Origin of the sequence: Acidovorax sp. LjRoot66 (assembly GCF_964253305.1) — a bacterium.
GTDB lineage: Bacteria > Pseudomonadota > Gammaproteobacteria > Burkholderiales > Burkholderiaceae_C > Acidovorax.
The window spans coordinates 1,224,573-1,247,783 of sequence record NZ_CAXUQU020000001.1 but is presented as its reverse complement, the minus strand read 5'-3'; the positions used below and the strand labels follow the sequence as shown (position 1 = coordinate 1,247,783).

The following is a 23,211-nucleotide window of genomic DNA, read 5'->3' as shown; positions in this document are numbered from 1 at the left end:
TTCACGAAGCGTGTGTGTCCTTCGGCACACACGCCCACCCCAGCTCCTGCGCTTCTCGGCGCAGCCAGCAGGGGTGGGGAGCGGGTACCACTCGGCTGCTGCTGCGCAGCGGCGCCGGGTGTCGGTTCGCGCTGTGCGCTGCCGACATGTTGGGCGATCGCCCTGGCGAGCCGAGCGCAGCGAAGGACCACAAGCCGAGCGAAGCAATGGCCCGTATGGAGCCCGTTCCCACCCCCTTCTGACCGTGCCGAGAAGCGCAGGGCCTGGGGTGAGCGCGTGCCGAAGGACACGCGCCTCGTGAACTGACTCACCGCGGTTGTCCGAGCGGAGTTCGCCCGAAGGGAGAACGCAGCGAGTTCCGCGGAGCACCCCAGGACCGAGCATCGCAGGCTGCCCCACTCGCCCACCGGGCGAGTGGGGACACGGGCAGCGGGGTCGCCTTTCTTTGGGGTACCTTTCTTTGGCGACTCAAAGAAAGGTACCTCGGCCGCCGGGCCGAGACCCGGCCTCCGCCCTCAGAAAAGCGCAGAAGCAACCACCATCACAACATCAGGCCTTGCTGAAGTCAGGCTTGCGCTTTTCCATGAACGCCGAAAACGCCTCCCGCGCAGCAGGCTCGCGCAGCATGCGCCCAAAGCTCGCGCCCTCTTCCGCCATGCGCTCCAACACCGGCTGAATCTGCCCCTTCTTCATCAACCGCTTGGTCTCGATCAACGCAGACAAGGGCTTGGCAGCCAGCTTCTTCGCCTGCGCCTGCGCGATGCCATTGCACTCCGTCGGCGGCACCACGCGGTTCACCAGCCCCACTTCCAGAGCAGCCTCGGCCATGAAGGGCTCGCCCAGCAGCAAGGCCTCTGCGGCACGGTGGTACCCCATCATCTGCGGCACCAGCAGACTCGACGCCGCCTCGGGGCACAGGCCCAGGTTCACGAAGGGCATGGAGAACGCCGCGTTGTCACCCGCGTAGACCAGGTCGCAATGGAACAGCATGGTCGTGCCGATGCCCACCGCCGGGCCGCAGACGGATGCGATGACGGGCTTGGGAAACGCGGCAATGCCGTGAAGGAAGCGGAACACCGGCGAATCCTGCGTGGCCGGTGGCTGCTGCAAGAAGTCGCCGATGTCGTTGCCCGCGCTGAAGATCGCCACATCGCCCTGGAACACCACCACGCGCACAGCAGCGTCCGCTTCGGCAGCAACCAGTGCATCGGCCATGGCCGCGTACATGGCGGTGGTGATGGAGTTTTTCTTGTCCACCCGGTTGAAGGTGATGGTGGTGACACCGGCTTCGGTGTGGACGAGGATGTCTTGGGTGGATGCAGTCATGGCGGGAATCTCGGGGTTTGGGATGAATGGGGCATCGAAGGACGGATGCGGGCGCAGGATGCTAACGCCCCCTGCCCGCCTTGCATCCATCATTCCTTGTAGTAAACGATCTGGTGGCTCGTGGCCAGCATGGTGCCGGCCTCGTTCCACAACTGGGCGGTCTGGTCGAAGAAGCCGTTGCGGAACTCCTGGCCGCGCGCCTGGCCCAAAAGGTGGCCGGTGCCGGTGGCTTGCAATTGCTCCGCACTGGCGTGGAAATACACGGTGATGGACACCGTGCCCGCCGGCACGCGGCGTGCGCGGCGCAGCCAGACGCGCGGGTAGAACACATCGGCCAGGGCGGCGAGCGACAGAAAATCCAGCGGCCGTGGTGGCGCATCGCGCATCCACAACTGCGTGGTGCTGTGGTCTCCGCTGCCATCCCAGGTGTTGGGGATGGGACCTTTCAACGGGCGCATTTCATAGCGGTTGATCCACTCCACCCCTTGCCGGGCAATGGGCGCCAGCTCGCCGGGCGGCGTCACCTCGGGCATGGGCAGATCGCCCACGCTCCAGGTCTCGCGGCGCACGGCCGTCACCGCCGTGCCGGTGGTGGTGACCACCAGCGCACCTTCGGCATCGGCCTGCAGGATGGACAGTGTCCAGTGCTGGGTGGAGCGGTTGGTGCGCACGGGCACGGCCTGGATGGTGAAGGCGCCCTCCACCAGGGCCCCCGCGTAGTTGACCGTGAGCGACAGGGGATCGCCCAGCCGGTCCGGGTGCAGCAGGATGGACTTGAGCAGGCTGGCCGCCGTGATGCCGCCAAACGGACCGACCATGTTCCAGTAACCGGGGTGGGTTTGACCCTGGTACTGCCCCGGGGCATCACCGCTGGTGGACAGCTGAAGCGCTTCGTCGAGCGGGTGGCGGTGTTGGTCGGCGGGTGTTGCCGAAGCGTCGTCGCTGACGTGCGGGGTCTTGGTGCTGGTCATGCGCTGAGTGTGCCGCGAATTACGGGACTACACCGTCGTGCCGGTGACTGCGGCCGCGCCCAGCCCGGCCAGCAAGGCCGCCGCGGCGCGCGGCCACAGGCTGCTGCTGAACTGGTCGCGAAAGAAACCGAAATGCCCGATGCGGCGCACCTGCAGGTCCGCAGGGGTGATGCTCTCCACCCGGCGCTCGGTGTTGGCATACAGGTTCACCAGGTTGTGCGTGCCGCGCAGCGTCATGAGCTCGTCGTCGCTCATCGACAGCGCCAGCACCGGAAAGCGCACGGCCCCATAGCTCTGCGCCACCGCAGCCCCTTCGGCCCCCACGCTGTAGGCCGGGTTCAGGCACCAGCGGCGCCACTGCAGGATCACGCCAGCCGGCAGGTCGCCCACCTTCTTGAGCGTGCGCCCCGGAAAATAACCGCACAGCCGCGTGGCCAGCGGCACCAGCACCCACCAGAAATATGGAACGATGCGCTTGAGCTGCGGCGCGTTGTCGCGCCAGTAGCCGCTGCCCGCAGCGACGCTGAGCAGCCCATCGACCTGCCCCGGGTTGCGCAGCAGCCCTGGCAACTGCGCACCCAGGCTGTGGCCCAGCAGGTACAGCGGCGACGCCGGCAGCGCCGCCTTGGCGGCCGAAATCACGGCCTCGTAGTCCTGCGCCCAATCGAACAGATCCGCCTTCACGGCCCGCATAGGGCCCTGCAGCGAGTCCCCATGCCCCCGGTAGTCGAACGTGGTAACCCGAAACCCCTGCTGCGCCAGCCAGCGCGCAAACGCCTCGTAGAACGCCTGCCGCACCCCCATGGCCCCGCCAATGACGACGCTGGCGCGAGCGGCACTGGTGCCACCCTCGGGCTCGTACACGCGCAGTGCCAAGGGCACGCCACCATCCACCTGCAAAGTCTGCTTGTCCATGCCTGTCTCCTGTGAAGACCGATCTGCGCCGGTTCAATGGAAAACACTTCAAACAACGCGCTCTTCAAACCCCGCCCTCAAGGGCGTAGCGAGCGGGATGAGCTGCTAGGCGGACGGAGCGGAGCCACCGGAACGTACTTGAGGTACGTGAGGATGGCGAGCACCGCCCAACGACGCAGATCGCCCGCTCGGTAGCCAGCCAACCATCAAACGGATTCGAAGATGCCGGCGGCTCCCTGGCCCATGCCTACGCACATCGTGACCATGCCGTACTTGAGCTTGTTGCGCTTGAGCGCATGCACCACCGTGGCCGAGCGGATCGCCCCCGTCGCCCCCAGCGGATGCCCCAGCGCAATGGCGCCCCCCATCGGGTTGACCTTCGATGCATCGAGCCCCAGCGTGTTCATCACCGCCAGCGACTGCGCCGCAAAGGCTTCGTTCAGTTCGAACCAGTCGATGTCCTCGTGCTTGAGGCCGGCGTAGCGCAGCGCCGCAGGGATCGCCTCGATCGGGCCGATGCCCATGATGTGCGGCGGCACGCCCTTGGCGGCATAGCTCACGAAGCGCGCCAGCGGCGTCAGGCCGAAGCGCTTCACGGCGGCCTCGCTGGCCAGGATCAGCGCACCGGCGCCATCGCTGGTCTGCGAGCTGTTGCCGGCCGTGACGGAGCCGCGCGCGGCGAACACCGTCTTGAGCTTGGCCAGGCCTTCGAGGGTGGTGTCGGGGCGGGCGCCCTCGTCCAGGCTCACGGTGCGGCTCTTGGCAATCGACTCGCCGGTTTCGAGGTTGGCCGTGCGGTCGGTCACTTCGATGGGCGTGATTTCGTCGGCGAAGTAGCCCGCCTTCTGCGCGGCCAGGGCCTTCAAGTGCGACTGCAGCGCAAACTCGTCCTGCGCGTCGCGGCTGACCTTCCACTGCTGGGCCACCTTCTCAGCCGTGAGGCCCATGCCGTAGGCAATGCCCACATCGCCTTCGCGCTCGAAGATCGAGGGCGACAGCGAGGGCGAGTTGCCCATCATGGGCACCATGCTCATGCTTTCCACACCGGCGGCGATCATCACGTCGGCCTCGCCGACGCGGATGCGGTCGGCCGCCATCTGCACGGCCGACAGGCCCGATGCGCAAAAGCGGTTGACGGTGATGCCACCCACGCTGGTGGGCAGGCCGGCCAACACGGCGCCGATGCGCGCCACGTTCAGGCCCTGCTGGGCTTCGGGGATCGCGCAGCCGCAGATGATGTCCTCGATGGCCTTGGGATCAAGGCCGGGCACTGCGGCCAGCGCTGCATTGAGCGTGGTCGCCAGCAGGTCGTCAGGCCGGGTGTTGCGGAAGAAGCCGCGGTGCGAACGCCCGATGGGCGTGCGCGTGGCAGCAACGATGTAGGCTTCCTGGACTTGTTTGGCCATGGTGGTGAAACTCCTTCAATTCTTGGCTGGGCGGCTGGAGGGAATCCAGGCCCAGGTAAATGCACATTCGACCGGCTCGGCGCCGGCCTCATCGGTCACGGTGACGGTGACCTGGACCTCGCCCTTGTCACTGGCCTGCATGGCGGCGCGCTGCTCGGCGCTGAGCACGGCCACGGCCTTGAGGCCGCCCGTGGCGCGCTTGCGAAAGGCCATGCTGAGCTCCTTGGCCAGCGGGATGCAGTCGTCGCGCACGTTCATGCCCACGACCATGCCGGTGGCCGTCTCGGCCAGCAGGTTCATGGCCGAGGCGTGCACGCCACCGATGTGGTTCTGCACCCGGTGGTCGTTGGCCAGGTGCACCTCGACCCGCTCGGGCGTGAGCGACACGAACTTCACCCCGGCCGTGCCCGTGAAGGGCACGGCGCGGCGCAGGATGATGTTCTGCACGAAGCCGCGCATGAAGGCCGGGGCTTCGTCCAGCCGCATCAGCGAGCGCTGCAGCTTGTTCGGGGGGCGGGTAGCGTCGTTCATGGAGGCGGCCGGTCAGTTGCGCACGGGCTTGCCGGTGGACAGCATCCCGAGGATGCGCTCCTGCGTCTTGGGGTGCTCGATGAGCGCGCAGAACGCCTTGCGCTCCAGCGTCATCAGGTACTCCTCGCTCACCAGGGTGCCGGCATCCACGTCGCCGCCGCAGACCACTTCGGCGATCAGGCTGGCGATGTGGAAGTCGTGCGGGCTGATGAAGCCACCGTCGCGCATGTTGACCAGCGAGCCCTTGATGGTGGCGATGCCGCTGCGGCCCGCCACCGGGAACAAGCGCTTGGCGGGCGCACGCCAGCCGCCCTTGGCCAGGGACTTGGCCTCGTTGATGGCCACGAACAGCAGCTCATCCTTGTGCGGCACGATCACGTCGCTGTCAAGCAGGTAGCCGAGCTTGCGCGACTCAAGCGCGCTGGTGCCCACCTTGGCCATGGCCGCAGCGGTGAAGCCTTCGGTCAGGAAAGGCAGGATGTCCTTGCCCGTGGAGGTGGCGGCGTTCTCGGCCGCGCGGCGGGCAATGTAGGTCAGGCCGCCGGCACCCGGCACCAGACCCACGCCGACTTCGACCAGGCCGATGTAGCTCTCCATATGCACCACGCGGCGGGCCGAGTGCACGGCCAGCTCGCAGCCACCGCCCAGTGCCAGGCCGCGCACGGCAGCGACCACCGGCACGTTGGCATAGCGGATGCGCAGCATGGTGTTCTGCAGCTCGGCTTCGGCCCCTTCGATGGCGCTCACGCCGGCCACCATGAAGGCGGGCAGCATGGCCTGCAGGTCGGCACCGGCGCTGAAGGGTTCGTCGCCCGACCAGATCACCACGCCTTCGTAGTCCTTCTCGGCGATGTCCACGGCCTGGGCCAGGCCTTCGGCCACGTCGGGGCCGATGGCATGCATCTTGGTCTTGATGCTGGCGATGACGATGCCGGTGCCAGGGGCCCGGTCAGCGCCTTCCAGCGTCCACAGGCGGATGGCATCGTCCTCGTGCAGCGTGGTGCCGGCGGTGGCGAAATCGGGCAGCGCCTCACCGAGCAGCTTCTCGGGGAAGTGCTGGCGCTCGTACACGGGCAGCGCGCGGCGCGCGATGAACTTCTGCGCCGATGCGCTCCACGAACCTTGCGCGGTGTGCACGCCACCGGCCTCGGCCACGGGGCCCTTGAATACCCACTCGGGCAACGGCGCCTTGGACAGGGCCTTGCCGGCGTCGATGTCCTCCTGGATCATCTTCGCCACGTCGAGCCAGCCGGCTTCCTGCCAGAGCTCGAAGGGGCCCTGCTTCATGCCGAAGCCCCAGCGCATGGCCTGGTCTACGTCGCGCGCATTGTCGGCGATGGTGCCAAGGTGCACGGCGGCGTAATGGAAGCTGTTGCGCAGGATGGCCCAAAGGAACTGGCCCTGTGCGCCCTCGGCGTTGCGCAGCAGGCGCAGGCGCTCGGCGGCGGGCTTCCTGAGCATGCGGCCGTACACCTCGTCGGCCTTCTGGCCGCCGGGCACGTACTCTTCGCTCTCCAGGTCAAAGCGCAGCACATCGCGCCCGACCTTCTTGTAGAAGCCGGCCTTGGCCTTCTGGCCCAGGTTGCCCAGTTCGAGCAGCTTCTTGAGCACGGCGGGCGTGCCGAAGCTGGCGTAGAACGGGTCGCTCTTGTCGTCCAGGTTGTCCTGCAGCGTCTTGATGACGTGGGCCATGGTGTCGAGGCCCACCACGTCAGCGGTGCGGAAGGTGCCGCTCGACGCGCGGCCGAGCTTCTTGCCCGTGAGGTCGTCCACCACGTCGTAGGTCAGGCCGAAGTTCTCGACTTCTTTCATGGTCGCCAGCATGCCGGCAATGCCCACGCGATTGGCCACGAAGTTGGGGGTGTCGTGGGCGCGCACCACGCCCTTGCCCAGGCCGCTGGTGACGAAGGCTTCGAGCTGGTCGAGCACTTCGGGCGAGGTCGTGGGCGTGTTGATCAGCTCCACCAGCACCATGTAGCGCGGCGGGTTGAAGAAGTGGATGCCGCAAAAGCGTGGCTTGATGCTTTCGGGCAGGGCCTCGGAAAGCTTGGTGATCGACAGGCCCGAGGTGTTCGATGCCACGATGGCATGCGGTGCGACGAAAGGCGCGATCTTCTTGTACAGGTCGAGCTTCCAGTCCATGCGCTCGGCGATGGCCTCGATGATGAGGTCGCAGTCGCGCAATTGCTCCAGGTGCTCTTCGTAGTTGGCCTGGCCGATCAGCGAAGCATCGTCCGCCACGCCCAGGGGCGAGGGCTTGAGCTTCTTGAGGCCTTCGACGGCACGGGTGACGATGCCGTTCTTCGGGCCTTCCTTGGCCGGCAGGTCGAACAGCACCACGGGCACCTTGACGTTGACCAGGTGCGCAGCGATTTGCGCGCCCATCACGCCTGCGCCCAGCACGGCGACTTTCTTCACTTGGAATCTTGACATCGGTATTTCTCCTGGAGGGCGGCAGCGTCGTGGCGCCTCCGTTGTTGCACACGCCGGCGGGGGCCGGTGCGTGCGGTTGTCTTTCTTTGCTTACTGGACCCGCACCCAGGTCTGCGTGCGGCCGAAGGGGCCGACGGAGCCGCGCACCTCGAGCTTCTTGCCGCCCTCGATGGGTGCCATGCGCAGCGTGTAGTTGCGGCCGTTCTCGGGGTCGAGAATCTTGCCGCCCTCCCACACGTCCTTGCCGTCGGCCTTCTTCGCGCCGCGAATCAGCTCCAGGCCCAGCAGCGGCTTGCCCTTGCGGTCGTCGCTGCACTCCGCGCACACCTCGTCGGGCTTGGCGTCCTTGGCCAGGCGCTTTTCGAGCACGCCGGTCAGGGCACCGCCACCCGCGTCGCGGATGCGGATCTCGGCCTTGGCCTCGCCGGTCTTGTCGTCGATGTTGCGCCACAGGCCTTCGGGCGTCATCTGCGCCCAGGCCGGTGCCGCGAGGGCGACGAACGCAAGGGCGGCTGTTGCTGCTTTGTACATGGACGCTGCTCCGTGGTTCAAGGGGTCGGGATCCGCAGGCCAGCGACTCAGGCCAGGGCCAGGTCGGTGTCCATCAGCACCTTGCTGCCGGCGCGGGCCGTGCGCATCAACGTCGCCGTCTCGGGGAAGAGCTTGGCGAAGTAAAAGCGTGCTGTCTGCAGCTTGGCCTGGTAGAACGGGTCGGTGTTGCCGGCAGCGATCTCACGCAGGGCGACCTGGGCCATGCGGGCGAACAGGTAGCCGAACACCAGGTGGCCGGCCACGCGCAGGTAGTCCACGGCGGCGGCGCCCACTTCGTCGGGGTTCTGCAGGCCCTTGAAGCCGATCTCAGTGGTGAACTTGGTCATCTGGTCGGCCAGGTAGGCGACGGGGTTGATGAATTCGGCCATCTTCTCGTTCACGCCTTCTTCTTCGACCAGCTTGCCCACCAACTTGCCGAACTTCTTGAGCGAGGCGCCGTTGTTGCCCAGGATCTTGCGGCCCAGCAGGTCCAGCGACTGGATGGTGTTGGTGCCTTCATAGATCATGTTGATGCGGTTGTCGCGCACGTACTGCTCCATGCCCCATTCCTTGATGAAGCCATGGCCGCCGAAGACCTGCATGCAGGCGTTGGTGGCGATGTGGCCATTGTCGGTGATGAAGGCCTTGACGATGGGCGTGAGCAGGGCCACGAGTTCCTCGGAGTCCTTGCGCACTTTTTCGTCGGCGTGGCCGTGGGCCTTGTCCAGCAACAGCGTGCAGAAGATCTGCAGCGCGCGGCCGCCTTCGGCATAGGCCTTGGCCGTGAGCAGCATCTTGCGCACGTCGGGGTGCACGATGATCGGGTCGGCGTCCTTGTCCTTGGCCTTGGTGCCCGACAGGCTGCGCATCTGGATGCGGTCCTTGGCATAGGCCAGGGCGTTCTGGTAGGCCACTTCGGTCAGGCCCAGCGACTGGTTGCCCACGCCCAGGCGGGCGGCGTTCATCATCACGAACATGGCGGCCAGGCCCTTGTTGGGCTGGCCCACCAGGGTGCCGATGGCGCCGTCGATGGCGATCTGCGCCGTGGCGTTGCCGTGGATGCCCATCTTGTGCTCCAGGCCGGTGCAGAAGATCGGGTTGCGCTCGCCCAGCGAGCCATCGGCATTGATGTTGAACTTGGGCACCACGAACAGGCTGATGCCCTTGCTGCCCTTGGGCGCATCGGGCAGGCGTGCCAGCACCAGGTGGACGATGTTGGCGGCCATGTCGTGCTCGCCGGCCGAGATGAAGATCTTGTTGCCGGTGATCTTGTAGCTGCCGTCTGCCAGGGGTTCGGCCTTGGTGCGCAGCAGGCCCAGGTCGGTACCGCAGTGGGGTTCGGTCAGGCACATGGTGCCGGTCCACTCGCCGCTGGTGAGCTTGGGCAGGTACAGGGCCTTTTGCGCGTCGGTGCCGTGCGCGTGCAGTGCCTCATAGGCGCCGTGCGACAGGCCGGGGTACATGGTCCAGGCCTGGTTGGCCGAGTTCATCATCTCGTACAGGCACTGGTTGAGCACGAAAGGCAGTCCCTGGCCGCCGTAGGCGGGGTCGCAGGAGAGGGCTGCCCAGCCGCCTTCGACGTACTTGGCGTAGGCGTCCTTGAAGCCCGTAGGGGTCTTCACCTCATGCGTGGCCTTGTCCAGCACGCAGCCTTCGGTGTCACCGCTGATGTTGAGCGGGAAGATGACCTCGGCAGCGAACTTGCCGGCTTCTTCGATCACGGCATTGATGGTGTCCACATCCACTTCGGCATGGGCCGGCAGGGCCTTCAGTTCGTCGCTGACCTTGAGCACTTCGTGCATGACGAATTGCATGTCGCGCAGGGGCGGCGTATAGCTGGGCATGGGGGTTACTCCTTGGATATGGTGGTTTGGTTGGAAACTTTGCGGCGTGCCGCAGCGGGTGCTGCGGCCACAGGTGCGGATGCCTGCGCGCTGTAGCGCGCCAGGATGTTGCGAAAGCCCGTGACGGAGCGCGCCATGGAGCCGGGGGTTCGCAGAAAGCGCGCCTCGTAGTGCAGCGCGAGGATCAGGCCGTGGATCTCGAAGAGCATCTGCTCTTCATTGGTGTCAGGGCGCAGCTCGCCGCACTCCTTGCACTGTTCGATGGCCCGGCGCATGGCGGCCAGCCAGGTGAGGACCGAGCTGGCCAGCGCGTCGCGCACGGGGCCGTTGCGGTCATCGAACTCGACTGCACCGCTGATGTAGATGCAGCCCGAATCGATCTCGATCGAGGTGCGCTTCATCCAGTTGTCGAACAATGCACTCAGGCGCGCCACGCCGCGCGGCGCCGACATGGCGGGGTAGAACACTTCCTGCTCAAAGCGCGTGTGGTATTCGCGGATGACGGAGATCTGCAGCTCCTCGCGCGAGCCGAAGTGGGCGAACACGCCCGACTTGCTCATGCCCGTCACGTCGGCAAGGGCGCCAATCGACAGCCCTTCAAGCCCGATGTGCGTGGCCAGACCCAGCGCGGCCTCGACGATGACCGCCTTGGTATGCTGGCCTTTTTGCAGGGCGCGCCCCGTACCGCTGCGAGCGCGGGGGATGCGGGTGACCGCAGGAGAGTCGGAGGTGGCGGGCATGCGTGCAAATAAAAACGAACGTTCGTACTATTCTGCAGCAAATTCGCTCCACCGCCAAAAGCCTCTCCAAAAATAGGGAGACCGCACCAAAACTCTGTTGCACCGCAGCGACCGGCGGGTGCTGCGCCAATGGCGCTTACTTCTGGATCATCAGCGCCAGGCTGGCGTCGAGGTGTTCGGTGGGCATGCGGCGAAAGCCCGAGCGTGCATAGCGCTGCAGGCGCCCCAGCGCAAATGCGGTGAGCACGCTGGCGGCCACCTGGGCATCGACGGTGGGCGTGGCGGATGCTGCGCTGGCCGGCCGCAGGCACTGGCGCAGCGTGGACTCGATGCGGTCGAAGAACTGGTTCATGCGCTGCTGCAGGCGCTCGTGCTCGAACACCAGCGCATCGCCCACCATCACACGCACCATGCCCGGATTGCGCTCGCCGAACTGCAAAATCACCGCGACGATGCGGGCCGTCTGGCGCAGGCCCACTTCGGCCGGCTGGTCCGGATCGGGCACGTCGCGACCCGTGATCTGCTGCACGAGTGTGAACACGGACTGCTCGATGAAGTCGATCAGCCCCTCGAACATCTGCGCCTTGCTGGCGAAATGGCGGTACAGCGCGGCTTCGCTGACGGACAGCCGTGCCGCCAGTGCTGCGGTGGTGATGCGCTCCGCCCCTGGCTGCTCCAGCATGGTGGCCAGCATTTGCAGGATCTGCACCCGGCGCTCGCCGGGCTTGGGCCGCTTGCGCGTGGCAGGGCTGTCCCCTGCATCGGCGGTGCTGGCTGGCTCGGGAGGCGTGAAAAGATCGGACATGCGCAAAGAGGAAGTGAGTACGCCCCGGGGCTGGCAGCCCCAGAGCCCTGGGGCCTGTGGTCCCCACCACCTGGAACGCATGCCGGGGTAACAGCATGCCCAGTCTGCGGCAGGGCGTAAATCATGTGTGGAAATGATTCTCGCACAGCCCCTGGGGAGCCCCAGGCAAGCAGCCCCGCTAGAGCGGAAACACCACAGTCACCACCAGGCCACGGCCCTGCGCGCCGGTGCTCAGGGTCAGCGAGGCGCGGTGTACGCGGGCAATCTCGTCGGCAATCGCCAGGCCCAGACCCGTGCCCTCCCCCACCGTGCCCGGCACCCGGTAAAAACGCTGCATCACCCGGGTGCGCTCGGCATCGGGTACGCCGGGGCCGTCGTCTTCCACCTGCAGAAAGACACGCGGCGGCCCGCTCTTGCCCTGGCGCATGCCACAGCGGATGGTGACGATGCCCGAGGGCGGGGTGTACTTGATGGCGTTGTCCACCAGGTTCGACAGCAACTCGCGCAGCAGCCAGCCGTGACCGGTGGCATGCACCGGTTGCACCTCCAGGCCCAGGTCCAGGCCCTTGCCGGTGGCGGGGTCGAGAAAGGTTTCGAGCAGGGTCTCGCACAGGTCCTTGAGGTCCACGCGCTGCGGCTGCTGGGCATCGAGACTGCGCGCATCGGCGCGCGAAAGGGCGAGCAACTGGTGCGCCAGCTGCGAGGTGCGGCGCGTGGCATTGCGCAGCTTCTCGATCTGGTCCACGCCCAGCACGATGGCGCCCTGGGTCCGGCCGTCGGTGGACACCGGGCCCTTCTTGTCCAGGCCGGTCGATGGCTGGCGCTGGGGCGCAGCTGCCTTGGCCATCATGGCCCAGGCCTCGACCTGGGCCTGCAGGCCCGCAAGCGGCGTGCGCAACTGGTGTGCGGCGTCGGCCACGAAGCGGCGCTGCCCTTCGGCCTGGGCATTGACCAGGGCGAACAGGCGGTTGAGCGAGTGCACGAGTGGCCGCACCTCGGACGGCGAGGAGGCTTCGTCGATGGGGCTCAGGTCGCGCGGCGAGCGGTGCTCCACGGCTTCGGCCAGGTCCACCAGCGGCTTGAAGGCCTGGCGCACGGCCCAGTGGATGGCCAGCGCGGCGGCGGCCACCAGCACCAGGTTGGGCAGCAGCACGCGCAGCAGCAGTTGCTGTGCCCACTGCTGGCGCGGGTCGGAACCATCGGCCAGGGCCACCACCATCTCGCCGGCCCCCGTGCGCCCGCGCTGCACGGCAACGCGGTAGGTCACGCCGCCGTACTCCATGCTGTGGAACTCGGGCGCCTGGGTGGTGGGCACGGCGCTGTGCACCCAGTCGTCGCCCAGCAGCAGCTTGCCCGCAGGGTCGCGCACGCTGTAGCCCGAGAAGCCCGCGTTTTGGCGCAGAAAGTCCTCCAGCGGCGGGGCGAGCAGCAGCAGGGGCGGATCGTTGTCGCGAATGGCCGGGGCCAGCACCGAATCGGACAGGGCGGGCAACAGGCGCAGCAGGCGCTGGTCGTGCTGGCCGGCGGCCTCGTCCGCCGAGCGGTAGTCCAGCCAGACGCCAATGGTCGCCAGCACGCACAGGGGCAGCACCAGCAGCAGCAGCAAGCGGTTGCGCAGGTCCGAGGTCATGGCACGCAGCCCGGGCCGACGCGCAGGAGGGAGCCGGGGTTCCATGGTCGGGGCTGTGAAAGAAGGGGTTCAGCCGGCCTGGAGTTCGAGCCGGTAACCGAACCCCCGGATGGAGCGCAGGGCCACGCCATGCGGCTCCAGCTTGCCACGCAGGCGGGAGACATACACCTCGACCGCGTTGGGCGTGATCTCCTTGTCCCAGCCGGTGAGCGCCTGCAGCAGCTTGTCCTTGCTGGCGGGCTTGGGCGCATTGATGAGCAGGTACTCCAGCACCGTCCATTCGCGCGGACCGAGTTCGATCACCTGCTCACCGGTATCGGAGCGGATGCTGGCGCGCCGGCCTGCCGTATCGAGCTCCAGGGGCCCGAAGCTGAGCACGGCGGTGGTGGCAGCCTGCGAGCGGCGCAGCAGGGCGCGCAGCCGCGCCAGCAGCTCGGGCAGTTCGAAGGGCTTGACCATGTAGTCATCGGCCCCCAGATCCAGCCCCTGCACCCGATCATGCAGGGCATCGCGCGCAGTGAGGATGAGCACGGGCATCGAAGGGCTGGCCATGTCCGGGCGGCGCAGGCGCCGCGTGAGCTCGAGCCCGTCCATGGCGGGCAGGCCGATGTCGATGATGGCCGCATCGAAGGATTCGACGCGCAGCACCTCTTCGGCGCGCTCGCCGCTGCCAACCCAGTCCACCGCGTAGCCGGCGTCAGACAGCCCCAGCTTGATGCCGCTGGCCACCATCACGTCGTCTTCGACCAGCAGCAGTCTCATTCCGTCACCAGGACCATCAATGGCTGCGGATCATCGTGCCGTAGGCCTGGTCGGTCAGGATCTCAAGCAGCATGGCATGGGGTACGCGGCCGTCGATGATGTGCACGGCGTGCACGCCGGCCTTGGCTGCGTCCAATGCGCCGGCGATCTTGGGCAGCATGCCGCCGGAGATGGTGCCGTCGGCAAACAGTGCGTCGATCTCGCGCGCTGTCAGGTCGGTGAGCAGCTTGCCCTGCTTGTCCAGCACACCGGGGGTGTTGGTCAGGAGCATCAGCTTCTCGGCCTGGAGCACGGTGGCCAGCTTGCTGGCGACCACGTCGGCATTGATGTTGTAGCTCTCGTTGTTTTCGCCGAAGCCGATGGGGCTGATCACGGGGATGAAGGCATCGTCCTGCAGTGCCTTGACCACGCTGGGGTCGATGGAGAGGATGTCGCCCACCTGGCCCACGTCGTGCTCGATGCTCGGGTCCTTGGTATCGAGCAGCTTGAGCTTTTGCGCGCGGATCATGCCGCCATCGCGCCCGGTGAGGCCTACGGCCTTGCCGCCGGCCTGGTTGATCAGGCCCACGATGTCCTGCTGTACTTCGCCGGCCAGCACCCACTCCACCACTTCCATGGTTTCGGCATCGGTCACGCGCATGCCCTGGATGAACTCGCCCTTCTTGCCCAGGCGGTTCAGGGCCGTCTCGATCTGGGGACCGCCACCGTGGACCACCACAGGGTTCATGCCCACGAGCTTGAGCAGCACCACGTCTTCGGCGAAGTCGGCCTGCAGGGCCGGGTCGGTCATGGCGTTGCCGCCGTACTTGATGACAATGGTCTTGCCATGGAACTTGCGGATATAGGGCAGCGCCTGGGCCAGTATTTCAGCCTTGTCGCGGGGCGCAATCGAGAGAAGATCGGTCATGGGGGCGTGCCATCAAGAGAAAACGAGGATGCGCAAATTGTGCCGCATTCGCGGGCCGGTCTGGCAAGCAGTGCCTGCGCGCCGTCCAAGGAACTGGCGCGGCCCATGCCACACCCCTTGCAAAGCCCCCGGGGAAGACGCGAAGCGTCTCAGGGGCCAGCCGGCTATCTACGCAGCCAGTCAGGTACCTTGAAGCGCACGATGGCCAGATAGGCCACCACGTAGCTGATGACGAAAAGCCAGCAGAAACCCATCAGCACCAAGGTGTTGTTCCAGAACAGGATGGCGGGCACCACGGTGAGCAGCGTGAAGCCCCACAGATAGGGCGAGGTGCGGTTGTTGCGCATGAGCACGCGGCGCGACTCGTCGTCGTGGAACACCCCGCGCACGATGCGCCGGTAGATCAGTTGGTGGAAATGCAGGGCGTCGGCCACCCCGGGCGAAACGCCGCGAACCGCCTTGCGGTAGATCGAGAACACGGTCTCCCAAACCGGGTAGATCAAGAGCAGCATGGGGAACCAGGGAGAGACATCGGCATTGCGCTGTACCAGGGAGATACTGGCCAGGGCAATGACGACGCCCCATACATAGGCCCCGCCATCGCCGGCAAACAGCATGCCTCGCGGGTAGTTCCACACCAGGAAGCCCCCTGTGGCGGCGGCGGTTGTGACCAGTAGCGCCGCCAGGGAGCGGTCCCCGACCTGCAGGGCCACGTGCGCCAGGGCCAGGCAGACGATGATGGCGACCATGCCGGCCAGGCCGTTGTAACCGTCGATGATGTTGAAGGCATGGGGCAGGCCCGCCACGGCCAGCACCACGATGGCCAGGCCCAGCCAGGGGCAGGCCGATAGCAGCATGTCAACCCAGGGCAAACCGATGCGGGGAACGGAAAGATCCAGCAGGAAGATGGCCAGGAGCCCCGAGGCGCCGGTCAGCGCCAGGCGGTAGCGCACGGCCAGCCGCTGGGTCATGTCCTCGGCAATGCCGCCGAGCACGGCAGGCAAGAGCACCAGCAACCAGCTGCCAACCCACCAACCGAGCCGCAGGGAACCGGGGTCCCCCAGGAAAGACTGCAGCATGCCCAGGCCCCAGGCGCTTGCCAGGCCCAGCAGCAAGGCTGCGCCCCCCAGGCGCGGTACGTCCCCCATGTGGAAACGCTGGGGCATGCCATTGCCATACGCAGATGCATGACCCCGCACCCAGCGTACGACGAACCCTGCAGCCATCGCCGCCACCAGAAAACCCACCACAGACAACCAGATCATGAGGCGCCAATCGTAACTGCAGGGACCGTGTCGTTGCGTAACCTCATGTACCCCGGCGTGCCGCCGGTCACACAATCCGTCCGGGCACCAGACAATAGAAATGCGTCTCGCTTCGGATGAGGCACGCCGCGAGGAACCTCGCCCACTCGCCAGGGAAGGCAGGCAAGCGAGGCATTTGCGGGGCTACGGCTGCGGGTCAGAGGGCCAGCCAGGCATTGATTTCCGATACGCTGGCCGCACGCTCGTCCCCCGCCAGGGATTGCAGACGCAGGCGGGAGGCCACGTACAGATAGCGGGCCTGGGCCAGATCGCGCAGCGCCGTGGTCTTTTGCTGCTCGGCGTTCAGCACGTCGAGCGTGGTGCGGGCGCCGGCCTTGAACGACATCTGGTTGGACAGCACGGCCTGCTCGGCCGAGCGCACGGCCTGCTCCAGGGCACTGATGCGCAGTACGCCCTCGGTCATGCCGCGGAATTCGCGGTGCACCCGCACGCTCAGGTCCAGGCGCGTGGCCTCCAGCAGCTCACGGGCCCGCTCTGCACTGGCGACCGCCTGGCGCACCGTGGAGTTGACATAGCCACCGGAATAGATCGGAACGGTCAGTTGCAAGCCTATGGACTTGTTGTCATAGCGCGAATTCACGTTGGTCACGCTGTCGCTGCTGTTGCGCGACCACTGCGCCACCGCATCCAGTGTAGGCTTGTGCCCGGCCTTGGCCTTGTCGATCTCGAAGGTCGCAGCCTCCAGCCGCGCTCGCAGGGCCTTCACATCAGGGCTGGCCTGCTCAGCACGGGCAATCCAGTCTTCCACCAGGCTGGGGGTGGGCGCCCCTGGCGTGAAACGCGCCAGATCCAGCCGCGCTAGGGTTCCCAGCGGCTGCCCCGTGATGGTCTCCAGCTTGCGGCGGGTGAACTCCACGTTCTGCTGGACTTCCAGCTCCTGCGCATAGGTCAGGTCCAGCCGGGCCTGGGCCTCGTCGATGTCGGTGCGCGTGCCACTGCCTGCCGCAAAGCCCTTCTTGGCCGCATCGAGCTGGGTGGTGTAGGTGCTTTTCTGCGAGCTGACAAGAGCGAGTTGCTCCTCGGCCAGCAGGGCTTCGAAATAGGCTTCGCCCACACGCACCACGAGACTCTGCTCGGCGCTTTCCAGCGTGGCATCTGCATCCTTCACCACCGCCTCGGCCTGCTTGACCAGCGCGCCGATGAACGGGCGGTACAGCGGCTGGCGAATGGTCAGCCCCTGGTTGCCGCTGTAGTACTTGTTATCTGTTGTGACCGGCTGACCCAGAATGTTCTGGGTTTCGCTGGTGAGGTCGTTCTTGTTGCGGCCCGCAGAGAAAGAAACGTTGGGCAGCCGCTGCGCCTTCGCCTGGGGCAGTTGTTCGCGGTTGGCATCGGCCGCGGCACGCGAGGAGCGGATGGTCGCATCGTTGGCCAGCGCGGCCTCATAGGCCTGGCGCAGGTCGATGGACCAGGCGGGCGCTGCCGCCAGCAGCCCGGCCACGGCAGCGGCCATGCAGGTCAGGCGGGATGCATATCCGCGCCGGGCGCAGCCCGCAGGCAGGATGGCATATTGCAAAGTCATTGCATCACTCCTCGGTCATGGACGCCGCCAGCCGCTTGGTCAGCGGGTGCAGCAGGTAGGTCAGCATCGAGCGTTCGCCGGTCTTGAAGATGACCTCCACGGGCATGCCGGGCTGCAACTGGCGCTTGCCCAGCTTCTTCATGCCTTCCGGCGTCACCTGGATGCGCGCCAGGTAGTAGCTCACATTGGTCTGCGGTTCGGCCAGCAGGTCGGCGGAGATGGACACCACCTTGCCGTTCACAACCAACTGGGGCGAGTGGGCAAAGGACGAGAACCGCACATCCACCGGCAGCTCGGAATGCACGCGGTCAATCAGGTGCGGGGCCACGTGCGCCTCCAGCAGCAGCGAGGCATCCTTGGGCACGATGTCCATGAGCTTTTGCCCGGGTGCAATCACACCGCCCACGGTCTGGATGGCCAGACTCACCACCTGGCCAGAGGCTGGTGCCTTGATCTCGGTGCGCCCCAGGTCGTCGGTGACGGCATGCAGCTTTTCATTGTCCGAGAGCACTTCGCGGCTCACTTCAGCCAGACTGCTTTCGACTTCCTTGCGGTATTCCTGCTGGCGCGACAGGGCGCGCTGGCGCAACTCACCAATGGTGCGGCGCGCACGGATGGTATTGCCCTGAAGATCGGCAATCCCCGTCGTGGAGTCGGCGACCATGCGCTCCATCTCCAGCTGGCGGTTGCGTGGTGCATAGCCTTCCTTGACTAGGCCACGCAGATTGCCCAACTCTTCATTGATCAGCGACAACTGGCTCTTGCGACTGGCCAGCATGCCGTCATAGGCCTGCAGCAGGCCTTCCTGGCCCTGGATGCTTTCCTCAATGGATTGCAGGTCGGAACGCAGCAGGCTGCGCCGCGTCATGAACAGCTGTTCCTGGTTCTGCATCTGCTGGCGGATCAGCGGGTCGGAGCCTGCGGCCTGCAGGTCGGCATGGAAGCTGATACTGGCCAGGCCGCCCTGCTCTGCGAGCAGGCGCCCCTGCATGGCGCGCAGTCCCAGGTAGCGTTGGCGCACGGACTCGTAGTTGGCCCGCGCCACGGCCGAGTCCAGGCGGATCAGCAACTGGCCTTCCTTCACCTCATCGCCTTCGCGCACCAGCACCTCCTTGACGATGCCGCCACTCAGGTGCTGTACCGCCTTGCGCTTGGTATCGATGGCAACGATACCGGCAGCCGGCACCCCTTCGTCCAGCGGTGCCAGAGATGCCCACAGCAGGAACCCGCCAAAACCGATGGCCAGCGCCCACAAGCCCATGCGCCCGGCACGGCCGGAGTCCCCGGCTGCGGGAAGCGCCACGGCGTCGTTGCCGTCCAGCGATGGATCCGGCTTCTTATTCAAAGGAAACAATGATTTGACCATGTCAGTATCCGACAGAAAGAGGCATCAATAAAACGAAGTGCAGCGTTGGCGCCGCGCTCATGCGGGCACGGGCTGCAGCCCGCCCGAGGTCGCAGCCGGAGGCGAAGGCTGCGCAGCGGCGGCAGCATGGCCCGCGCGCAGGGCGTCCAGCACCGCGTCACGCGGCCCGTCGGCCACCACCGCGCCGTCCTGAAGGACCAGCAGCCGGTCTGCAACGGCCAGGATCCCGGGCCGGTGCGTGATCAGGAATACCGTGCACCCCTTGGACTTGAGTTCCTGCACCGCGCGAACCAGGGCGGCTTCGCCCACGTCGTCCAGATTGGCGTTGGGTTCATCGAGCACCACCATCACCGGGTCGCCATACATGGCCCGCGCCAGGCCCACGCGTTGGCGCTGGCCGCCGGAGAGGAGATTGCCCGCCTCGCCGATGGGCGTGTCATAGCCCTTGGGAAAGCGCAGGATCATTTCGTGCAGGCCCGCGCTGCGCGCTGCGGCAATGACTCTTTCGGGATCGACCTGCCCGAAGCGCGCAATATTCTCGGCAATGGAGCCCTCGAAGAGCTCGATGTCCTGCGGCAGGTAGCCCAGGTACGGCCCCAGCTCCATGCGGTCCCAGCCATCGATGGGCAACCTATCGAGCAGCACCTCACCCGACGCACCGGGCCAGATGCCCATCAGGCAGCGCGCCAGGGTGGACTTGCCCGACCCCGAAGGGCCCAGGACCACGGTCACCGTTCCCGCTGGGGCTGCCGTACTCACGCCCTTGAGAATGGGCAGCGGCCGACCGGGGGCCGTTGCCACCAGCCCGCGCACCACAACATCCCCCTTGGGCGCAACACGAGACAGTGCCGCATCACGCTCGGGGTGTGTGCGCAGCAGATCCTCCAGGCGCTCGAAAGCGCTGCGCGCACCGATGAAGCTGCGCCAGGTGCTGACCAGCATGTCGATAGGCGCCAGTGCACGCCCCATGAGCACGTTGGCGGCAATCATGCCCCCTGGCGACAGCTGGCCGTCAATCACCAGCAAAGCGCCAATACCGAGTGCAAGCGACTGCTGGCTGTAGCGGATGAGCTTGCTCCAGGCACTGATACGGTGCGTGAGCGCCTGGGCTTGGCCATGCAGCTCCAGAGCCTTGGCATGGCGCTTGGCCCAGTGGGGGCGCAGGTTGTGCACCATGCCCATGGACTCCAGCGCCTCCGCATTGCGCAGCTTGCTTTGCAGATAGGCACCCGACTCCGATGTGGCCTTGGATGCGGCTTCCGATGGCGCTACGGTGTGGCGGTGGCCAAACCATGCCAACGCACCCTGGATCGCGGCGAAGACCAGTGCCGCATAGCCCAGCACGGGGTGCAGAAAGAACAGCACGGCCAGGTAGATAGGAGCCCACGGAATGTCGAAGAACGCCAAAATGCCATTGCCCGTGAGGAACTGGCGGATCTGGATGAGGTCGGTGAATGCGCGCACCACCGAGGCCCCGGTCTGGCTCAGGCGGGCCTCGAAACTGGCGTTGAAGACGCGGGTGCTGAGCACCCCATCCAGGCGCAGGCCGGCATGCACGAGCACGCGCGATCGCATCCACTCGGCAAACGCCATCACGATGAAAAAGAACAGCGTGATGAGCGACATGACGATCAAGGTCAGCTCGCTGCGGCTGGACATGACGCGGTCAAAGACCTGCAGCATGTACATGGTGGGCGCCAGCATGAGCACATTGGCCACCATGCTGAAGATGCCAACCACGATGAACTCCCGCCGGAAGGTCCACAGCGCCTCGGTGAGCTCGCTGCGGTGGAAAAAACCAGTTTTCTTCATGAATGGACTCGCGTGGATATCAGGATGCAGCCAGCGCAGGCGCCGAACCTTGCGGCGTTGCCTGCCGTGCTTGTGCCGGCTGGGCCTGCTGTTGTGCAGCCTGGTTCAAGGCAGCAATGACCTCGTCGCGCGGTCCGAAGACCTGCTGCAGCCCGTCGCGCAGCACCAGCATCTTGTCGGCCACGGCCAGCACGCTGGTGCGGTGGGTCATGATGACGAAGGTGGTGCCGCGCGCCTTGGCCGCCTGGATGGCCTGCGCCAGCGCCGCATCGCCCTGTTCGTCGAGACTGGAATTGGGTTCGTCCAGCACCACGAACACCGGGTCGTCGTACAGTGCGCGGGCCAGCCCCACACGCTGGCGCTGGCCACCCGATAACCGGGCACCATCAGAGCCCACGGGGTTGTCGTAGCCGTGCGGCAGGGAAAGGATGAACTCGTGCAGGCCGACCGCGCGGGCGGCAGCTTCCACCTTGACCATATCGACCTTGCCAAACCGGGCGATGTTCTCGGCCAACGTGCCCTCGAACAGTTCCACGCCTTGGGGCAGATAGCCCATGTACGGGCCCAGTTCCGCCTTGTTCCAGGTGTACACGTCAGCGCCATCGAGCCGCACCTTGCCCCCGGCCGCAGGCCACAAGCCCACCAGCAAGCGGGCCAGCGTGGTCTTGCCCGAGGCCGATGGCCCCACCACCACCAGAACTTCGCCGGGATTCAATGCGAACGCCACTCCACGCAGGATATGGGCAGGGTTGCCAGGCGCCGATGCAATCAGTTGCTCGACCTGGAGCGCGCCCCGAGGCGCAGGCAGGGCCATGTTCACTGAAGCAGCAGGCAGGGCTGTCAGCAACTGGTCCAACCGCATCCAGGCATCCCGCACGTTCACGACCGTCTGCCACTGCGTCACCACCTGGACCAAAGGGGCCAGCATGCGCCCGCCCAGGATGGACGCGACGATCATCATCCCCGCGCCGCCATTGAGTTCGTTGCGCAAAAGCAGCCAGGCACCCAGCCCCAGCAGCAGCGAACTCAAGGTGTTCTGCACGAACTTGGAGAGCGCCTGAAAGCCGCCTGCGCGCTCCGATGCCAGCGCCTGCAGGCGCAGGAAATCACGCTGCTTGTTCTGCCAGCGCTTGTGCGTGTCGCGCAGCATGCCCATGGACTCGATCACCTCGGCATTGCGCAGTGCGCCGTCGGCGTATTGCTGCGCAGCAATCGAGCTGCCATTGGCCTGCATCAGCGGCGGCTTGGTGGCACGTTCGTTGAACCAGGCCACGATCACCTGCAATACCCCGAAGGCGAGCGCCGCCCAGCCCAGCACCGGGCTGATCATGAACAGGAGCACCATCATCACCAGCGCGATGGGTGCTTCCATCACGGCCAGCAGTGCTGGCGAGTACAGGAAGTCGCGCACCATACGGAAGTCATTGAGCGGCTGCTGAGACCCCCCGGGCAGGCGCTTGAGGCTGGCTTCGAAGATGGCGCCGAAGACACGCCCGCTCATGCGGTGGTCGAGCTCTACGCTGGCAGAGCGCATCACCTCACTGCGCGCCCATTCCAGCACCTCCATCAGCACGTAGGCCCCCAGCACCAGCAGCGTGAGCATCACCAGCGTAAGGTGGTTGCGCGTGTTCACCACCCGGTCATAGACTTCCAGCATGTACACAGAAGGCGCCAGCACCAGCAGACTGGAGAAGACGCTGAACCAGCCGGAGCGCACGAAAAAGGGCCTCAGCGAGGAAATCGCCTGACGCAGTTCAGAGGGAGGAAGGTTGGGTTTCATACTGTCTCGTGGACCATGATGTATTCGGGGATCTCGCCGTCGGGCAGGGCCTGGTCGGGCGCTGGTGCAGCGCCGTCGGACTCGCTGCCCAGCAAAAAGGACAGTTCATAGACACCGTCGGCCCGCTGCGACAGGACGATCTCGCGCAGCTTGCGTTCGTGAAAGCTCGCCTCGTCCTCCGGACGCAGCGCCAACTCGAAGCGCATGCGTCCATCCAGCGTGAACATGGACAGCTGCCCGCCCTTGACGCTCAAGGTGTGGCGGTCGAAATACACCGGGCAGGTGTCTGCGAATTGCAGCAGGGGCAGCGGCTTGTCGCCCAGGCGCGCCAGATTGAAGGGACTGGCGGGGTGCTGAAAAATCAGGCGCCCGGTGCGGGACACCGAGTAGATGGCGTTGCACACCATTTGCGATCCCATCTCGGGAAACTGCTCGCGCAACTGCCTGTACGTCAGGTGATGCAGCGCCACCCGATTCCACACCCGCGTCTGCTGCACGACCGGTGCCAGCGCATTGCAGACATTGGCAAATCCCGTCTGCAATGCACGCAGCCGCCCCACCTGGTCGGGCGTGGCGTTGAGCGGAATGCGCAGGAGGGAATTCAT

19 protein-coding genes are annotated in these 23,211 nt (G+C 66.2%); all 19 read right to left on the bottom strand.

Annotated elements, in window-relative coordinates:
• Positions 1–549: 549 nt before the first annotated feature.
• The 19 genes from ACSQ3Y_RS05855 to ACSQ3Y_RS05765 all read right to left on the bottom strand — a co-directional run bounded on the left by ACSQ3Y_RS05855 (position 550) and on the right by ACSQ3Y_RS05765 (position 23,211).
• Positions 550–1,326 carry an enoyl-CoA hydratase gene (locus tag ACSQ3Y_RS05855; protein WP_436176709.1) on the bottom strand — a complete coding sequence of 259 codons (777 nt, stop codon included), beginning with the start codon at positions 1,324–1,326 and terminating at the stop codon, positions 550–552.
• A gap of 89 nt (positions 1,327–1,415) precedes the next feature.
• Positions 1,416–2,297: an acyl-CoA thioesterase gene (locus ACSQ3Y_RS05850; RefSeq protein WP_436176708.1), complete on the bottom strand. Its 882-nt coding sequence runs from the start codon at positions 2,295–2,297 to the stop codon at positions 1,416–1,418.
• Positions 2,298–2,324: 27 nt separating this feature from the next.
• On the bottom strand, positions 2,325–3,212 hold the full coding sequence (locus ACSQ3Y_RS05845) for an alpha/beta hydrolase family protein (protein ID WP_436176707.1): 888 nt from the start codon (positions 3,210–3,212) through the stop codon (positions 2,325–2,327).
• A gap of 206 nt (positions 3,213–3,418) precedes the next feature.
• Positions 3,419–4,618 (bottom strand): acetyl-CoA C-acyltransferase, encoded by a 1,200-nt coding sequence (locus ACSQ3Y_RS05840; protein ID WP_428002555.1) that lies wholly within the window; start codon positions 4,616–4,618, stop codon positions 3,419–3,421.
• A 15-nt stretch (positions 4,619–4,633) separates the two neighbouring features.
• Positions 4,634–5,149: a DUF4442 domain-containing protein gene (locus tag ACSQ3Y_RS05835; RefSeq protein ID WP_436176706.1), complete on the bottom strand. Its 516-nt coding sequence runs from the start codon at positions 5,147–5,149 to the stop codon at positions 4,634–4,636.
• Between the two features lie 12 nt (positions 5,150–5,161).
• Complete coding sequence (locus ACSQ3Y_RS05830; RefSeq protein ID WP_436176705.1) at positions 5,162–7,582, bottom strand: 3-hydroxyacyl-CoA dehydrogenase NAD-binding domain-containing protein; 2,421 nt, start codon at positions 7,580–7,582, stop codon at positions 5,162–5,164.
• A 90-nt stretch (positions 7,583–7,672) separates the two neighbouring features.
• Positions 7,673–8,113, bottom strand: coding sequence for a DUF2147 domain-containing protein (locus ACSQ3Y_RS05825; RefSeq protein ID WP_436176704.1), 441 nt, complete (start codon positions 8,111–8,113; stop codon positions 7,673–7,675).
• A 47-nt stretch (positions 8,114–8,160) separates the two neighbouring features.
• Complete coding sequence (locus tag ACSQ3Y_RS05820) at positions 8,161–9,957, bottom strand: acyl-CoA dehydrogenase C-terminal domain-containing protein (RefSeq protein ID WP_436176703.1); 1,797 nt, start codon at positions 9,955–9,957, stop codon at positions 8,161–8,163.
• A gap of 5 nt (positions 9,958–9,962) precedes the next feature.
• Positions 9,963–10,697: a TetR/AcrR family transcriptional regulator gene (locus ACSQ3Y_RS05815; RefSeq protein WP_436176702.1), complete on the bottom strand. Its 735-nt coding sequence runs from the start codon at positions 10,695–10,697 to the stop codon at positions 9,963–9,965.
• A gap of 136 nt (positions 10,698–10,833) precedes the next feature.
• Positions 10,834–11,502: a nucleoid occlusion factor SlmA gene (gene slmA, locus ACSQ3Y_RS05810; protein WP_436176701.1), complete on the bottom strand. Its 669-nt coding sequence runs from the start codon at positions 11,500–11,502 to the stop codon at positions 10,834–10,836.
• Between the two features lie 178 nt (positions 11,503–11,680).
• Complete coding sequence (locus ACSQ3Y_RS05805) at positions 11,681–13,132, bottom strand: ATP-binding protein (RefSeq protein WP_436180089.1); 1,452 nt, start codon at positions 13,130–13,132, stop codon at positions 11,681–11,683.
• Positions 13,133–13,201: 69 nt separating this feature from the next.
• Positions 13,202–13,894 carry a response regulator transcription factor gene (locus tag ACSQ3Y_RS05800; protein WP_057200070.1) on the bottom strand — a complete coding sequence of 231 codons (693 nt, stop codon included), beginning with the start codon at positions 13,892–13,894 and terminating at the stop codon, positions 13,202–13,204.
• A 16-nt stretch (positions 13,895–13,910) separates the two neighbouring features.
• Complete coding sequence (gene argB / locus ACSQ3Y_RS05795; protein ID WP_057200069.1) at positions 13,911–14,801, bottom strand: acetylglutamate kinase; 891 nt, start codon at positions 14,799–14,801, stop codon at positions 13,911–13,913.
• Positions 14,802–14,965: 164 nt separating this feature from the next.
• A complete protein-coding gene (locus ACSQ3Y_RS05790) occupies positions 14,966–16,066 on the bottom strand; it encodes an MraY family glycosyltransferase (RefSeq protein WP_057200068.1) in 1,101 nt (366 codons plus the stop codon).
• A 196-nt stretch (positions 16,067–16,262) separates the two neighbouring features.
• Positions 16,263–17,648: a TolC family outer membrane protein gene (locus ACSQ3Y_RS05785; RefSeq protein WP_436176700.1), complete on the bottom strand. Its 1,386-nt coding sequence runs from the start codon at positions 17,646–17,648 to the stop codon at positions 16,263–16,265.
• A gap of 4 nt (positions 17,649–17,652) precedes the next feature.
• Positions 17,653–19,014, bottom strand: a complete 1,362-nt coding sequence (locus ACSQ3Y_RS05780) for an HlyD family type I secretion periplasmic adaptor subunit (protein WP_057266345.1) — start codon at positions 19,012–19,014, stop codon at positions 17,653–17,655.
• A gap of 57 nt (positions 19,015–19,071) precedes the next feature.
• The gene (locus ACSQ3Y_RS05775; RefSeq protein ID WP_436176699.1) at positions 19,072–20,826 is read right to left on the bottom strand and encodes a type I secretion system permease/ATPase; all 1,755 of its coding nucleotides are present in this window, start codon (positions 20,824–20,826) and stop codon (positions 19,072–19,074) included.
• A 19-nt stretch (positions 20,827–20,845) separates the two neighbouring features.
• A complete protein-coding gene (locus ACSQ3Y_RS05770; RefSeq protein WP_428002561.1) occupies positions 20,846–22,606 on the bottom strand; it encodes a type I secretion system permease/ATPase in 1,761 nt (586 codons plus the stop codon).
• On the bottom strand, positions 22,603–23,211 hold the full coding sequence (locus ACSQ3Y_RS05765) for a hypothetical protein (protein ID WP_057266348.1): 609 nt from the start codon (positions 23,209–23,211) through the stop codon (positions 22,603–22,605). The genes ACSQ3Y_RS05770 and ACSQ3Y_RS05765 overlap by 4 nt, the downstream gene beginning before the upstream one ends.

Excerpts from the sequence above, each read along its gene's own strand:
- ACSQ3Y_RS05820 (WP_436176703.1), bottom strand. The coding sequence starts at position 9,957 with ATGCCCAGCTATACGCCGCCCCTGCGCGACATGCAATTCGTCATGCAC.
- argB (WP_057200069.1), bottom strand. The coding sequence starts at position 14,801 with ATGACCGATCTTCTCTCGATTGCGCCCCGCGACAAGGCTGAAATACTG.
- ACSQ3Y_RS05765 (WP_057266348.1), bottom strand. The coding sequence starts at position 23,211 with ATGAATTCCCTCCTGCGCATTCCGCTCAACGCCACGCCCGACCAGGTG.
- ACSQ3Y_RS05835 (WP_436176706.1), bottom strand. The coding sequence starts at position 5,149 with ATGAACGACGCTACCCGCCCCCCGAACAAGCTGCAGCGCTCGCTGATG.
- ACSQ3Y_RS05850 (WP_436176708.1), bottom strand. The coding sequence starts at position 2,297 with ATGACCAGCACCAAGACCCCGCACGTCAGCGACGACGCTTCGGCAACA.
- ACSQ3Y_RS05815 (WP_436176702.1), bottom strand. The coding sequence starts at position 10,697 with ATGCCCGCCACCTCCGACTCTCCTGCGGTCACCCGCATCCCCCGCGCT.
- ACSQ3Y_RS05845 (WP_436176707.1), bottom strand. The coding sequence starts at position 3,212 with ATGGACAAGCAGACTTTGCAGGTGGATGGTGGCGTGCCCTTGGCACTG.
- ACSQ3Y_RS05770 (WP_428002561.1), bottom strand. The coding sequence starts at position 22,606 with ATGAAACCCAACCTTCCTCCCTCTGAACTGCGTCAGGCGATTTCCTCG.
- ACSQ3Y_RS05840 (WP_428002555.1), bottom strand. The coding sequence starts at position 4,618 with ATGGCCAAACAAGTCCAGGAAGCCTACATCGTTGCTGCCACGCGCACG.
- ACSQ3Y_RS05800 (WP_057200070.1), bottom strand. The coding sequence starts at position 13,894 with ATGAGACTGCTGCTGGTCGAAGACGACGTGATGGTGGCCAGCGGCATC.
- ACSQ3Y_RS05855 (WP_436176709.1), bottom strand. The coding sequence starts at position 1,326 with ATGACTGCATCCACCCAAGACATCCTCGTCCACACCGAAGCCGGTGTC.
- ACSQ3Y_RS05785 (WP_436176700.1), bottom strand. The coding sequence starts at position 17,648 with ATGACTTTGCAATATGCCATCCTGCCTGCGGGCTGCGCCCGGCGCGGA.
- ACSQ3Y_RS05805 (WP_436180089.1), bottom strand. The coding sequence starts at position 13,132 with ATGACCTCGGACCTGCGCAACCGCTTGCTGCTGCTGCTGGTGCTGCCC.
- ACSQ3Y_RS05790 (WP_057200068.1), bottom strand. The coding sequence starts at position 16,066 with ATGATCTGGTTGTCTGTGGTGGGTTTTCTGGTGGCGGCGATGGCTGCA.
- ACSQ3Y_RS05775 (WP_436176699.1), bottom strand. The coding sequence starts at position 20,826 with ATGAAGAAAACTGGTTTTTTCCACCGCAGCGAGCTCACCGAGGCGCTG.
- slmA (WP_436176701.1), bottom strand. The coding sequence starts at position 11,502 with ATGTCCGATCTTTTCACGCCTCCCGAGCCAGCCAGCACCGCCGATGCA.
- ACSQ3Y_RS05825 (WP_436176704.1), bottom strand. The coding sequence starts at position 8,113 with ATGTACAAAGCAGCAACAGCCGCCCTTGCGTTCGTCGCCCTCGCGGCA.
- ACSQ3Y_RS05780 (WP_057266345.1), bottom strand. The coding sequence starts at position 19,014 with ATGGTCAAATCATTGTTTCCTTTGAATAAGAAGCCGGATCCATCGCTG.
- ACSQ3Y_RS05830 (WP_436176705.1), bottom strand. The coding sequence starts at position 7,582 with ATGTCAAGATTCCAAGTGAAGAAAGTCGCCGTGCTGGGCGCAGGCGTG.